General features: G+C 53.4%; 13 protein-coding genes. 6 read left to right on the top strand and 7 right to left on the bottom strand.

Annotated elements, in window-relative coordinates; genetic code table 11:
• The first annotated feature begins 8 nt into the window (after positions 1-8).
• The gene (locus ABJV08_RS01645) at positions 9-1,355 is read left to right on the top strand and encodes an MFS transporter (RefSeq protein WP_348039113.1); all 1,347 of its coding nucleotides are present in this window, start codon (positions 9-11) and stop codon (positions 1,353-1,355) included.
• Here the strand turns inward: ABJV08_RS01645 and ABJV08_RS01650 are convergent, their stop codons facing one another.
• Both ABJV08_RS01650 and ABJV08_RS01655 read right to left on the bottom strand, forming a co-directional pair.
• A complete protein-coding gene (locus ABJV08_RS01650) occupies positions 1,356-2,702 on the bottom strand; it encodes an MFS transporter (protein WP_348039112.1) in 1,347 nt (448 codons plus the stop codon).
• 1 nt (position 2,703) lies between these two features.
• On the bottom strand, positions 2,704-3,561 hold the full coding sequence (locus ABJV08_RS01655) for a DUF1838 family protein (RefSeq protein ID WP_348039111.1): 858 nt from the start codon (positions 3,559-3,561) through the stop codon (positions 2,704-2,706).
• A 156-nt stretch (positions 3,562-3,717) separates the two neighbouring features.
• On the opposite strand from ABJV08_RS01655, the gene ABJV08_RS01660 reads away from it, so the two are divergent.
• Both ABJV08_RS01660 and ABJV08_RS01665 read left to right on the top strand, forming a co-directional pair.
• Complete coding sequence (locus ABJV08_RS01660; protein ID WP_348039110.1) at positions 3,718-4,695, top strand: alpha/beta hydrolase; 978 nt, start codon at positions 3,718-3,720, stop codon at positions 4,693-4,695.
• Positions 4,692-5,063: a hypothetical protein gene (locus tag ABJV08_RS01665; protein ID WP_348039109.1), complete on the top strand. Its 372-nt coding sequence runs from the start codon at positions 4,692-4,694 to the stop codon at positions 5,061-5,063. The genes ABJV08_RS01660 and ABJV08_RS01665 overlap by 4 nt, the downstream gene beginning before the upstream one ends.
• Positions 5,064-5,074: 11 nt before the next feature.
• On the opposite strand, the gene ABJV08_RS01670 is transcribed toward ABJV08_RS01665, so the two are convergent.
• Positions 5,075-6,157 (bottom strand): LLM class flavin-dependent oxidoreductase, encoded by a 1,083-nt coding sequence (locus tag ABJV08_RS01670; RefSeq protein ID WP_348039108.1) that lies wholly within the window; start codon positions 6,155-6,157, stop codon positions 5,075-5,077.
• 327 nt (positions 6,158-6,484) lie between these two features.
• On the opposite strand from ABJV08_RS01670, the gene ABJV08_RS01675 reads away from it, so the two are divergent.
• On the top strand, positions 6,485-7,867 hold the full coding sequence (locus ABJV08_RS01675; RefSeq protein WP_348039107.1) for an MFS transporter: 1,383 nt from the start codon (positions 6,485-6,487) through the stop codon (positions 7,865-7,867).
• Between the two features lie 91 nt (positions 7,868-7,958).
• Here ABJV08_RS01675 and ABJV08_RS01680 read toward each other — a convergent pair whose 3' ends face one another.
• From ABJV08_RS01680 to ABJV08_RS01695, 4 genes are read right to left on the bottom strand one after another with little or no spacing between them, the layout of a single operon-like run.
• The gene (locus ABJV08_RS01680) at positions 7,959-9,149 is read right to left on the bottom strand and encodes a class I SAM-dependent methyltransferase (RefSeq protein WP_348039106.1); all 1,191 of its coding nucleotides are present in this window, start codon (positions 9,147-9,149) and stop codon (positions 7,959-7,961) included.
• Positions 9,150-9,173: 24 nt separating this feature from the next.
• A complete protein-coding gene (locus ABJV08_RS01685) occupies positions 9,174-9,530 on the bottom strand; it encodes a hypothetical protein (RefSeq protein ID WP_348039105.1) in 357 nt (118 codons plus the stop codon).
• A 4-nt stretch (positions 9,531-9,534) separates the two neighbouring features.
• Complete coding sequence (locus ABJV08_RS01690; RefSeq protein WP_348039104.1) at positions 9,535-10,101, bottom strand: ureidoglycolate lyase; 567 nt, start codon at positions 10,099-10,101, stop codon at positions 9,535-9,537.
• Complete coding sequence (locus ABJV08_RS01695) at positions 10,098-10,751, bottom strand: cytochrome b (protein WP_348039103.1); 654 nt, start codon at positions 10,749-10,751, stop codon at positions 10,098-10,100. Before ABJV08_RS01695 ends, ABJV08_RS01690 begins: the two co-directional genes overlap by 4 nt.
• A 1,100-nt stretch (positions 10,752-11,851) precedes the next feature.
• Between ABJV08_RS01695 and ABJV08_RS01700 the strand changes: the two genes are divergently transcribed.
• A complete protein-coding gene (locus ABJV08_RS01700; protein ID WP_348039102.1) occupies positions 11,852-12,412 on the top strand; it encodes an ATP-binding protein in 561 nt (186 codons plus the stop codon).
• Positions 12,412-13,104, top strand: a complete 693-nt coding sequence (locus ABJV08_RS01705) for a hypothetical protein (protein ID WP_348039101.1) — start codon at positions 12,412-12,414, stop codon at positions 13,102-13,104. Before ABJV08_RS01700 ends, ABJV08_RS01705 begins: the two co-directional genes overlap by 1 nt.
• Positions 13,105-13,210 lie beyond the last annotated feature (106 nt).

Here is a 13,210-nt window from a genome sequence, read left to right on the forward strand (position 1 = left end):
GAGCTCCCGTGACATGGCCCCGCACCGGCACGGCCTGGTGGATGGTCAGCCTGCTGTTCCTGGCCGGCATTTTTTCGGTCATTGATCGCGCGATCCTGAATATTGTGGTCGACCCGGTACGGCTCGATCTCGGCATCACCGATGTTCAGATCGGCCTGTTACAGGGTCTGGCTTTTGGCGTATTCTATGCGTTCATGGGTTTGCCAATGGGGTTGCTGGCGGACCGGACTTCTCGCAAACGCTTGCTGGTCGCCGGTATTACGATCTGGAGTTTGGCCACCATAGCAAGCGGCTATGCCACAAGCTTCGGTGAACTATTTGCCGCGCGCCTGATGGTCGGGCTGGGCGAAGCCGCCTTGGGCCCCTGCGCAATCTCCCTGATCGCCGATATGTTCCCGCCAGAGAAACGCGGCCGCCCGATCAGCGTCTATATGATGGGTCAGGGACTGGCCAACGGCATTGCCATATCGGTTACCGGGATCATAATCAGCGTCGCCATCGCCGGCGGTTTTGCCGCTGTCCCGCTGATCGGGGAGATGGCACCATGGCGCACGACCTTCCTCATCTGCGGCGCACTCGGTCTGCTTGTCGCGCTTGGTCTCCTGACAACCCGCGAACCGGCGCGGCAGAATGTCACCGTAACCAAACCGTTGAAATCGGCGCTGCCCGGTGTCGCAGAAGCGCAATTTTTCTGGCGCAATCGCGGGGTAATGCTGCCGCTATATTTCGGGTTCGCGATCGTTTTCCTTGTCGCCTACGGGGCTGGATCCTGGGCACCGGCGATGCTGATGCGCGGCTTCGGCGCATCTCCCGCCTTTCTTGGTGCGTGGCTGGGGCCCTTTTCAATCGCCTTTGCCGCCGTCGGCCCACTGATTGGCGGATTGCTGCTCGATCGCTCAATGAAGCAGGGGAAGGTGATGAAGCGGTTCGGAATCTTGTCTCTGGCACCGTTGCTGGCCATTCCTTCCGCGCTCGCGGTCATGGCGGACAATGTCTATGTCGCGGCTCTGCTCGTTGCGTCCAGCGCCGCTATATTCTCGGTGATCGGAACGGTGATGTTTGCCACGTTACAGGCGATCGTGCCGCCGCAGATGCGGGGCAGTTCCATTTCCCTGACGCTGATCCTCAATACCATGATCGGTGCCGCTTGCGGACCGTTGCTGATCGCGACCGTTACCGAGCATATATTGGGCGATGCCACGCAGGTGGGCTGGTCGATCGCGATCGTCTCCATCCCCGCGCTCATCGTCGGTGCAGCGCTCAATGCGCTGGCCTGGCGCGGCATGAAGCAAGCGCGCTTAGCGAAAACCGAAACAGCGCTGCTGCTGGATCCACAACTTGCGGATCCGGCCTAGTCAGGCTGGATCCGGTTCCACCAGATCTGCTTCATTGAGTTTATAACGGCTGACAATCAGTCCAGCACAGAGCATGGCAACAAATGGCACGATGGTCAGGCATATCAATATAGCATTGACCGCGCTTTCAGGCTGGCTCGCATCCGCCGCCTGGGTGGTCGCGGCATAGCCTCTATACTGCAGGAAAAAGCCCATTAGCGCTATGCCAGCTGCGGCGGACAGCTTGTCTAGCAAAGTGGTGAAACCGGCAAAGGCACCTTCACGGCGCAATCCGCTGCGGATGTAATCAAAGCGCACCGCGTCCGTCATCATGGAATAGGATGTCAGGATCATGCCGCCCGCCGCAACGCCGGTCAGAAGCGCGCGCAGGCCAAGCAATTCGATTGCCTCGCCCTTCGTCGCGGTAAACCAGAGAAGATGCATCAGTCCATAGGATGCCATGGCAGTGATATAGGCGCTTTTCTTGCCGGCTTTGCGTGAGAACCAGACCCAGGCAGGCATCGTTGCAACCGAACCGATCATGGCAACCATATAATAGGATCCCAGATAGCTGTCCGGCAACTCCAAGACATAGCGGGTGAAATAGGCACCGGCAGCTGACGTAACCGCCGTTCCAGCCAGAACGAACATATGAGCGAACGCCAGCAATCGAAACGGATGATTGTCCCAGGCCAGCTTGACCTGATCCTTCAACCGATAGCGCTCTGTCTCACCATCAGGGACGGTGCGGGGCGCATTTGCCAATGCCAACAGCGTGAGCACCGTGGCCAGCGCAACGGCTCCGGCGACAATCATCGACATGCCTGTATGGCCCTGCCGTCCCGCACCCCAGGTAACCAACAGCAACGCCGGCATCGTCGATCCGATAACCACTCCGATAGAATTGCCAAAAACGCGCCACGCCATCAGACTCGTACGGGCATGATAATCCTTCGATGCTTCAACCAACATGGCAAGCCCGGGTATCGTCAATGCGGTGTAACCGCTCGCATGCAACAGCAGAGCAAAGCCCAAGAATATATGCAGCAATAGGGGCGATGCGATATCGGGCGGCGAGAATATCATCAACACCCCCCCGACCATCATAACGCCACCAGCGGCCACAAATGGCAGTCGCCGGCCCCAGCGGGATTCGAACCGGTCCGTCCAAGCCCCGACCGCCGGGTCAAGCAACCCGTCATAGACTTTCACAATTGCAAAGAGGAACCCGGCCGCTGCTGCCGATATTGCTAGATTATCCGTGAAAAAGCGGAAAGCGAGCAACGTGACGACATTAAAGCCTGCAGAGTGGGCAATGGGCAGTGTTACAAAACCAAATTTTACCCGCCAATCGACGCCGCTGGCCATTTTAACTGTCAGCCCAAGCAGATTTCAAAAATGCCCCCGGATCTTGCAAAAGCTCTGGACGACGTACTTTCGCTCGATCAATCCAGGCTTTTGGCACTTCCGCAAAACGCGATCCGGTGCGTCCGGAACCAAAGGCCGAAAGATGGCCCGGATGATCCGCTGGCATTTTCAACCAAGGGCGCCAGCCAACAACATTGCTATAGCCAACCAGGCTAGGCACTTGTTTTGCCTCGGGATCTGCCAAAGCCTGAGCACTGGCATGATAAGTGGAGACATCGTTATATCGGAACGGTTTTGGAGCGCCGGGGAAGAGGGCCTCTGACTGGACGCGTTCGGTCAGCCAAATTTGCCCGTCGGATTGATAGAGCGGGGAAATATGATGGTCCAGCGTCATGCCGGGGATTGGTTTTTCCAGCCTTTGTTCAAGATCCGCACTGATCAGCACAACCGAAGGCGGATAGCCACCGTCGGGAATTGTGACGGTTTCCCCGGTATAAGGATTGTCAAACGTGTCGATGACCGTTGTGCCTTCATGATCAGTGAAATAGCCTAATTCATAAGAAACACTGCGATAACCGCCGCCCGCTTTCGGCCGGCTTTGTGTCAGCACGACCGAAACCACGCCAAATAGCGGCGTCATTTCATCTCCGACCATGCCGAAATAACGTGCCTTGGCCCAGTTCACGACAACCCGCTCATCCAACGCATGCCGGATGAGCATGAACGTCCGCAAACGCTCCTCAGGGCTCTGCAAATCCAACGGCACCGCAGGAGTATGTCCGCTCGCTTGAGCAGGCAGGGCTGCTGCTGCCGCAGACGCTCCCATAATTTTCATCGCATCGCGCCGTTTCAGGTCCATCGTTTTTCCTTCAATTGATTGTCCAAGCTGTCATTTTTGGGCCGCTATACCACAGGCCAGACATGATTATCCGCTAGCCGGACAAGAACGAGTATGATGGCGCATACCACTGCATGATCCATAGATTTCCAGTTTCTTATTTGGCGGAGTATATCCATGCGGTTTTTCAAATGGGCTGGCGGCCTCATTCTTATCCTTATTCTCGGGGTCGCCATTATTCTGGGTACCATGCGCTTGGGCTGGTGGAATCCAAGCTATGAACAGGTGAAGACCGAATATGCAACGCCACCGTCTGAATTTATCCAGGTTGGCGATATTTCGGTCCATATCCGCGATGAAGGCGAAGGTCCGGTCATCATCATGCTCCATTCGTCGATGGCGAATTTGCGCCAGTGGGACGACTGGGCAGACTTGCTGAAAAAAGACTATCGGGTCATTCGGTTTGACTGGGCGCCTTATGGTCTCACCATCGATCCCAATCCCCCGACAGGAATGCCCGGAGCAGTACAATTGTTGGAAGCCGTCGTCGCCCAGAAACAGCTAGAGACATTCACGCTGGTAGGCAGTTCCAGCGGGGCCACGGTTTCGGTGCTTTACGCGTCTGCCCATCCGGAGAAGGTTCGTGCCTTGGCGCTTTCAGCTCTGCCGCTCAAAGCACCGCCGCCGACCGACTTCAGCCAGCTAACATGGGGATTGATCTGGGTTCACCAGAACCTCATCCCCAATTATAACTCTCGTCTCTATTATAAGCAGGCCATGTCCGAGCTTTATGGCAAGCCGGAACGGCTAACGCCTGAAGTGGTGGATTGGTATTATAAGACCAACACAATACCGGGCGGCTATGCCCGTGTGCGCGCTTATTACGAAGCCAATAAACAGGCCGTATGGGCTACGGGCGCAGGCGATTACGCCGCCAAAGTACAAGCGCCGATCCTGCTGCAATGGGGAGACCGTGATCCGGTTCTGCCGATCGATATGGCGACGGATGCGGTGAAACAATTTTCTGGTACCGACGTTACTCTGGTCCACTACCCCGATACAGGCCACTATCCTATGCTCGAAAATAACGTCGAAACAGGGGCGGACCTCAAAGCATTTTTGGTGAAAGTTCACGCGAATGAGGCAGGCCAATGACCGACATTTCAGGCAGTTGGGCAATGCATGGTATCGCACTCGCACCCGATGGTTCAACGATGTACGAGTGGGATGCTGGCATACAGATCAATATCGAAACCGCGGGCGCGAAAGTTGTGATGGAAACATCGGGCATCAAATCGTCCCGCTCTATCAGCTATGCTGAAAAGCTGATCGTCCAGCCGAATGGAGAAATCCAGTTGCGCTATGGCTATGAAGCCGATCCGGACCATGAAGCGACACAGGATCATGATTTTTTCGGTCTGTCACAACTGACATTTGCGCCCGACGGACAAACTGCCCAGGGCACATCCTGCAACTATAACGGCCGCTATGTAATCATGCAGATTGAACTGAAACGGGCCTAATCCGCATTTCTTCAAGCGGAGGTTGCGTTTTCCTCGTCGCGCGCCGCTACTTTTGCGCGTAGCAACGGGATCAGGTCACGGCCGATTGCGATAACATCATCTACCGGGTCAAAACCCCGGAGAATGAAGGCCGAAACCCCCGCATCATAATAATCCATGAGCGCATCACTAAGCTGTTCAGCGGTGCCCACCAAAGCGCCGGAATTGCTTTGACCACCGCGCAATTGGTTGATGCCGTTCCAGAAGCATTTTTCCAGCCGGTCACCCCGCTTGGCAATTTCCTCTGTTCGCCGGAAACCAGACGCTTTTGCCGCAGCCGTGTTCACGTCTAGATCGCCAAGATTGCCAGCGATTGTGTCACGCAGTTCATCAGCGCGCTGCCACGCAGCTTCTTCCGTGTCAGCAATTACTATCCGGATCGACATCAAGAAGCGCGGATCTCGATTGTGAAGCTTGGCATTGGCGCGCACCTTCTCGACAACTTCAGTCATCCCTTCGACGGTATCGCTGAGCGTCGCGAAAACATCCGCACATTCTCCGGCGACATCAAGCGCGGCGGGTGACATGCCGCCGAAATAGATCGGGATATCGGACCGCGTCGGCTTTACGGCTGCAAAACCGCCATCGAAACGAAACCATTTTTCATCATGATTGAACGGCTGTGGGTTGCTCCACATTTCGCGCAATATCCCGATATATTCTCTGGCGCGATCATAACGTTCGACCTTGGAGACATAGTCGCCGTCGGCTTTGACTTCCTCGTCACTGGCCGCCGTAATGATATGAACACCAATCCGTCCCGGCATCAATTGATCGATGGTCGCCAGCATGCGCGCCGCCATCGTCGGCGGAATGAAACCAGGCCTGTGCGCCAGCATGACGCCCAAACGTTCGGTTGCGGCGGCAACAAAGCCGGCAAGGCTGATATTGTCCGGCATGACCGCTGCGTTGGCTAGCAACACTTTATCATAGCCCCAGTCATCGTGAAGTTTGGCCATCCGTATAATGCCGTCACGATCAAAATGCGTGAAAGGAAGAGGATGGGTCTCGCTGGAAATATTGTGGTTGAGCAAACCATTGATTTCGACCGGCATTTGAATTCTCCCTTGGGTTGGGAGAAACATTAATCGCCCTTGGGTAGCCGACCAGCAGACTTGTAACGCCTATCCGACAGGTGAACCTTACACGCAGGGCAGATTTCGCTTCGGCTGTCATATCTCTCGAAACAGAAACCAATACCGAATATCTACTATCCGTCCTGCGGCCAAATTCACTCGAGCGTTCGATTGGACCGAAGCCGAGTGTACATGTTACCACTATGGATAGACAGACCAGCTGATGCGCGATACGTGCAACCAATTCCTCCAGTCGAGGCCTACCGATGGGCCGGCTGACATGCGATTTGTGGTGTTGATTCAGGAATGAGCAATCCACAGCACGTAAACCCCGACGGCACCTCAGATCCGCCACTGCCGCTCAGCGTATGCCTTGGATTTGGTGTGGGTACGATCGGTGTCTCGATCATGCTGAATGGCGTTACCACCTATTTCCCCGCCTTCATGTCCACTGTCCTCGGCAAGGATGCGGAGGTCGCGGGCTATCTCTTGATGGCATCAAAGCTTTATGATGCGATAGCGGATTTTGTGATCGGCTCCATGAGCGACAAGACGCGCACAAAATGGGGAAGACGCCGCCCTTATCTGCTGGCGGGTGCTCTGGTTTCGGCTCTCTCTTTCTTTGCCATTTTCTCCCCGCCGACTTTGGCCGACGAACATATCTCGCTTTATATGTTCCTGGCGCTGATCCTTTATTCTACCGGCTATTCCCTGTTCAACGTGCCTTATATGGCCATGCCATCCGAGATGACCGGATCAAAATATCAGCGATCTCGATTGCTGTCGTTTCGCACATTGTTCGTTTCCATTGGCCAAGTATTGGCCATGGCAGGAACGGCGGCGCTAATCTCATGGGGAGGCGCCGATGCCAATGGCTATATGCTAATGGGCTGGGTAATCGCCTTGGTGATCGGCTCGGCGATGTTGGCGTCTTTCTGGGGCACCGCCAAAGCTCCGCATATCGAGGCATCAAAAGAACCCGAGCCAGCGATAAGCTGGGAAACGGTAAAACAAATCCTCAACAATAAGCCGTTCGTTGCCATCATTGCGGCCAAAATATTCCAGTTCCTTGCCTTCGCAAGCCTTGCGACAACCGGCCTGCTGTTCAAACTGAACGTATTGCTCATCGGCTATAGCGGACAGGTGCAGCTCGCCCTGGCACAGAATATCTCGACCGCCGTATCGATGCCCTTCTGGCTTTGGATGGAAAGACGATTGGGCAAACGCAACGCCTATATTGTCGGTCTATTGTTGATGGCGATCGGTTCTCTCAGCTGGCTGACTACCGACAGTTCTATTACGACCTGGGGCGTGATCTGGCGTGGGATCATTAGCGGCGTCGGCTCTGGCGGTATGATCCTGCTGTCGATCTCGATGTTCGTCGATAGCCTGGCGCATGACCGTGAGGTTACCGGGCTCCGGCGCGAAGGACTGCTATCAAGTGTGATTGCCGTTATCGAGAAAACAACCTTTGCGCTGGGCGTTGCTGCCGTCGGTGCCTATCTCAGCTTTGCCAACTACCTTCCCACAAAAGGCGGCGAGATAGTTCAGCAACCTGAATCGGCTGTGTTTGCGCTCTATTTCTGCTTCGCGATATTGCCGGTCTTCTTCTTCGCCTGCAACGCCGTGTGTATCAGCTTTTACAAAATCGGCGGACGCTATCCGGATACTAAGACGCCTGAGCAATAGCCGAAGCGCTACCCATTCAGGTGGGATGCAATGATCGACAAAAAAGCGGGGCAGAAAAACTGCCCCGCCTATTCATCCAATAAAATAAAGCTCAGTCCTTGGTGGCGGAACAGGCATACCAGCTTCCCAGCATGGTCCGGCCTTCCGGATGGCCTTCGGTAAAGAAATCATCACGGTCGACCTTCAGTTCCGGCACGCCCTTGCGATAACCTACCAAGATTTTGTCGCGTTCGAAACCAGCCTTTTCTGCGACCTCTACCCAGTCCGTCCGGGCGAGAGAGGTCATGAAGGGTTCGTTATTATAGTGCGATTCAAAATCACAACGCATCTGGTCCCAGAGCGACAAATGTTCATGGCGCGGCGGCACTTCAACGTGGCACATGATCCCGCCGGGACGCAGCAAACGGTGACATTCACGCATGATGGCGCGCATGCCCTTTGCTGAGGTTTCGTGGAACATCGCCGACGATGTCACCATATCAAAGCTTCCATCCTCGAAATTGGTGCATTCCGCATTCTGCTGGCTGAAGTGAATGGGGACACCCATGGATTCCGCTCTAGCATGACCATAGCGCAACATCGGTGCGCCCAGATCGATCGCCTGGATTTCAGCATCGGGATAGGCAGCCGCGATCGCGATGGTACTCTGTCCAATCGAACAACCGAGATCCAGGATGCGCTTGGGTTGAAAGTCGGGATAGAAATCCTTTACGTGGCTGGCCAACGTATGACCCCGGCCATCGTTTTTCCAACCGCCGTTCATATTCCGCAAATATGTGGACGAGAATCGGTCGTAAAGAGCGCCAGCCCGGAAATCATCTTCTGCCGTATCGACCGTATAGCTGCCCGGCATCCGGTGATGGTCTAATGCACCAATATAGCGCGGAATCTCGAGATCAGGATTCAGCGTAAGGCTGCCTTTCGGGGCCTTGCTATGCTGTTCAACCTTCTCCGCCAGTTCATCATATTGACGGTCAATGGAACCATCGATCGAACGCCAGATGCGGTCTTGATAATGGAGCGACAGAGTGAGCCAATATTGGTGCAATGGATGGGCTTCCAACGGCTTCCGGACTTGGGCGCTGCTGGTCAGCTCACCCCCAGTTGCCGCTTCCGCCTCGGGCACGATGACTTCATCAAGCAGCCGGCGGTCCAAAGGGTCTACATTGCGATTGGTCCACGCGCGCATCGCCAGAAAATGGTCTTCCATCGCCTGTTCGTCGTGCGTTGCCTGCGGCATAATCGCATGACCAAAATGGCTGTGGTTTAGCTGCTTCTCCATGGGTAGTTCCTTTCGTCTCTAAATCTAGTCGGATGCCACTTCGTTTAACACACCGTCATACGCCGTTTGCTCGGTGAGAGAATCAGGCATCAGACGCTCCAAGGCTGAACCCAAAACACGATCATAGATCGCTTGCCTGTATGCCCCGCGATGCTGGTTGACCTGCCCATCCGGCGAGAAGCGATCAACATCGCCCGGGCCGTGCAAACCGGCCGCCTCAAGCATCCGTTCATTAGCATCAAGCCGATCCTTGAGAACCATTACCTCGCCCAAGAGCGACAAGACCATCCCGGCCAACGCATCCTGTGTTTCATCCTCGAACACGACTGGCTGACTGCCTTTGGACCGGCTTGTGCGCTCCTGGTTTTTGCGTTCAACCATATTTCTACTCCGTCAAATCAAATTGGAACAATGTGCCCGTGCGCGCGGCGATATCCTTCTTGTCTAGATCCGGACCGAAGGCTTCTTCCGTCACCGCGTCCTTTGCTTTCAAATCATAGCCGGTCTGGCTGGACAGCAGGACGATCATCTCCGTTTCGGGTTCCATCGCAAAGGGAAATTCATGCCAGGTACCGAGATGCAATTGGAAACCTGCGGAGCCGTCGAACAGAAACGCCTTTACGGCTGACAAGTCAGGCAAATCATCGTCGCCCGGCGGGGCCATGACCGCAACAAACGGCTTTCCACCAAGCGGAATAAACGCTTGAGTATGCTGAAAGTGCCGCTCCATATAGCGCACTTCTCCGGGTCGGCGGTCAAGGTTTGCCAGAGAGACTTCCACCGGATGTTCGCAGGTGAATTTCACCGGATAGGACATCGCCACCGCGCCTTTATAAAAGTCGACCGCCATTGGCTCCACGCCGCTGGCGCTGCCGATGATCTGGCCGAACGGCGACAAAGCTTCGGCACTTGCCTTGGTCAAGGGTAGATGGATGACCGTCTGGTCGCTCATGATTGTTTTCCCAACATCCTACGCAACACATTATCATTCAGAACAAAGTGATGCCGCAAAGCAGCCAATATATGCAAGGTCAATATCCCGCCAGCACCATAGGCCAGCCAGCGATGGGCCGAAGCGATTGATGAATAGCGCAGCAAATCCGGGCCTTCATAAGACACCGCAGGCAAGAGCCGGGGAATCATGCCGCCCGTCCCAAAGCCGTCATGGCCGAAGAACCAGATCTGCGTGGGGCCAAAGGCCGGGATATCGGCCAGCGATGACAAGGCCGCCCAGCCAAGCAACGGAATGGCGATCAAGCAAATATAGAGTGCCCATTGTACTATGCGGGACATGCGTGCCTGCCACTGCGGCACGCCCGCAGGCAAAGCCGGTGCCGGGTGTTTCAGTCGCCAGAGAAAACGGACAGCCACCAAAGCGATCAGAAGCAGTCCCAATGTCTGGTGTATTTGACTAGCCAATATGTGGGTCTGGTAAACCTCTGGATCAGGATTTCCATAGCTGTTCGCCATAATATATCCGGCCGGAACAAGCACCAAGATCGCGATGGCCACCGTCCAGTGCAGCCATCGCGCGGTGGCAGTCCATCCGGCGGGTTGTTGTTCAGAAATGTCCATATCCATCAAATCTATAATATGCTTCAACGTCTAAAGCAGTCTCGCTGGATACAGCGGCTAGCAACAATCTTGTCCGCTCACCGGATAAAGGGCGTGCTGACTAGAGAGGCAGGCTATGAGGTGGTTTCTTGACCAACCGCTTTCTTTTGGCTGAAGAAGAAAGTGGCCACTCCGTATGGCGGACCATCGGTTTCAAGCTTTCGGATTTTGCGTCTCGACCGCAAAGATTTTGTTGGCGAGACAAGCCTGCAAATTCTGGCTTGGATCATCGAGGATTTGCCAGTCGTTTCCTCAATTGCAGTGTTTCGATCAAGACGAAATGCCCGGCAGCCTTTACGCAGCTCGCACCATCCAGCAATAAGCCAACCATCGGTGAACGCTTGAATGGCAAAAGGCCTAACACCTCGATCAGATTGGTTTCCGATTGCATCTTCATAAATCAGACGCAGAACGATCCGCTCACGGATCGCACGCCGGATCATTTTCGCTGACGGGGCGGCGGAGCCATCTCGCCTGCTCGCAATTATTGGCGCATTCTCGAGCATTTTCTTGTCTGGATCAGGCAACGCTGTTTGGATTTTGATTCGAACCTCAAACTGCCAAAGACCCTGACGACGGACTTTTTTAAACTCAATAGTTTATGGATATATCTGGTGCCAGAAGAGGACACGATTAAACATTATAATATATTGTAATGTAGTATAAATAGTTACACGGCAATTTGGTATGCCCCCTTATATGCCCCCAAATGCTCTCAGCGAGATTAAATTCTGGAAATTCGTGGGTCCTTCCTAGAGATTCACTGATACCATAGCGGGAGGAGACCGCTAAAGTCGTGCACTGGCGAGTAAAAAAAATCGAGACAGAGCGACGACAGGTACATTAAAACATCTCTCTTTAGGGTTATTGCAGTCCCTAGCCAGCGCCTCCCATGGGCGCAAAAACGGACAACAGATTAACTTTGAATTGATCAATGTCTGGCCCTTGCAAGTTTGAGCTACCGATCTCCAGAAAAACGGGTAGCGGTTTATTCAATCAGACGGCACTCATGATTAAAACCTCGCTTGACTTAGGAGTCTACGGTAGTCTTGAAATCAAGTTTACCATTGTAAAAGAGAATATGACCTATGACGCCAGATAGACTCGAGCTGCTTTTGGAAGGCAGGCAGGAGACCGATGCAATAGAGTTTAAGGCTGCAATTCCATGGCATAAAAACACTTTTGTTAAGGATATTCTTGCAATCGCCAATGTTATAAATGGCGGATCAATTATCGTTGGTGTTGAAGATGAAACATTTGCTCGTCAAGGCGTAGGAGAAGATTTGATGGCGACCTACAACGTTGACAAAATGAGGGATCAGATTGCTCCATTTGCCGATCCGAGAGTGATTTTCACAAAACAAATAATGGAAGACCGACAGGGCCTTAGTTACGTTGTTATCGAAGTGTCATCGTTTGATGATATTCCGGTCATTTGCGCTCGTGACGGACTCGATGTCCAGAGAGGCGTAATTTACTACAGAAGCAGAGCAAGGCGACCTGAAAGTGCACGAATCTCTAACACAGCAGATATGAGAGACGTAATTGAGGCGTCAATCGCTCGACGAACTAGACAGCTAAGGCGAATTGGATTCACAGCCGAACCAGGCGAACAATATGACTTTGATGCTGAACTAGGGGGCCTCTGATGAAAGAAGGGCTGCTTGAGCTAATATGCAACTCTGGTTATTGGAGAGTAAATTTAAGGCCATTGAATTTACCTGACGAACCGCTTTTGCTTGGACGCTGTCAGGAAGTCGTTGAAAAGGCACGAGTCTCTATAAGGGGGTGGGATTTTCCGCACATCAATTATCGAAACGATGACGCGGGCGGGTATGAACGTGGAGCAGAATTTATAGAAAATTGGACCGAATGGTCAGGATTTAATGAGTTTTGGAGAATGTACAAAAGTACGCAGTTTCTTGCTTATGTTGCGCTTAGAGAAGACACAAAACCTAATGATCATGATAATCCACAAATACCGATATTGAACATTGTAGGCACAGTGTACCAAATTACGGAAATCTTAGAATTTTGTCATCGTTTGTACAAAGCTGGCCTGTATCAAGGCGGGGTGAGTCTTGGGCTCTCTTTATATGGGGCTGAAGGTCGAATGTTGAGCGCTGGCCAAAATGGAATTCCCTTTCATGATCTTAAGCAAACTCATGCAGAACAGATTGAAATTAACAAGTCTCTTGGCCCTGAGCGCCTAGCCGAAGAACACATGAAAATTGCGATTGATATTTGTGTTGAGCTTTTTGATCATTTTGGCTGGAATCCAGATTCGACACAGTTACAATCTTATCAGGAAGGTTTCTATCGACAGGATTATAGATATTGACTGGAGCTAGTTTCGCCTAACCGGCTTTATTGCCGCCAATTTGAGCGATACAGCTAAGGTCCGCTTTCGGGATGACACAATCACAAGGCCGGCCGTTGGGACCCTG

Origin of the sequence: Parasphingorhabdus sp., from assembly GCF_039982395.1 — a bacterium.
GTDB lineage: Bacteria > Pseudomonadota > Alphaproteobacteria > Sphingomonadales > Sphingomonadaceae > Parasphingorhabdus.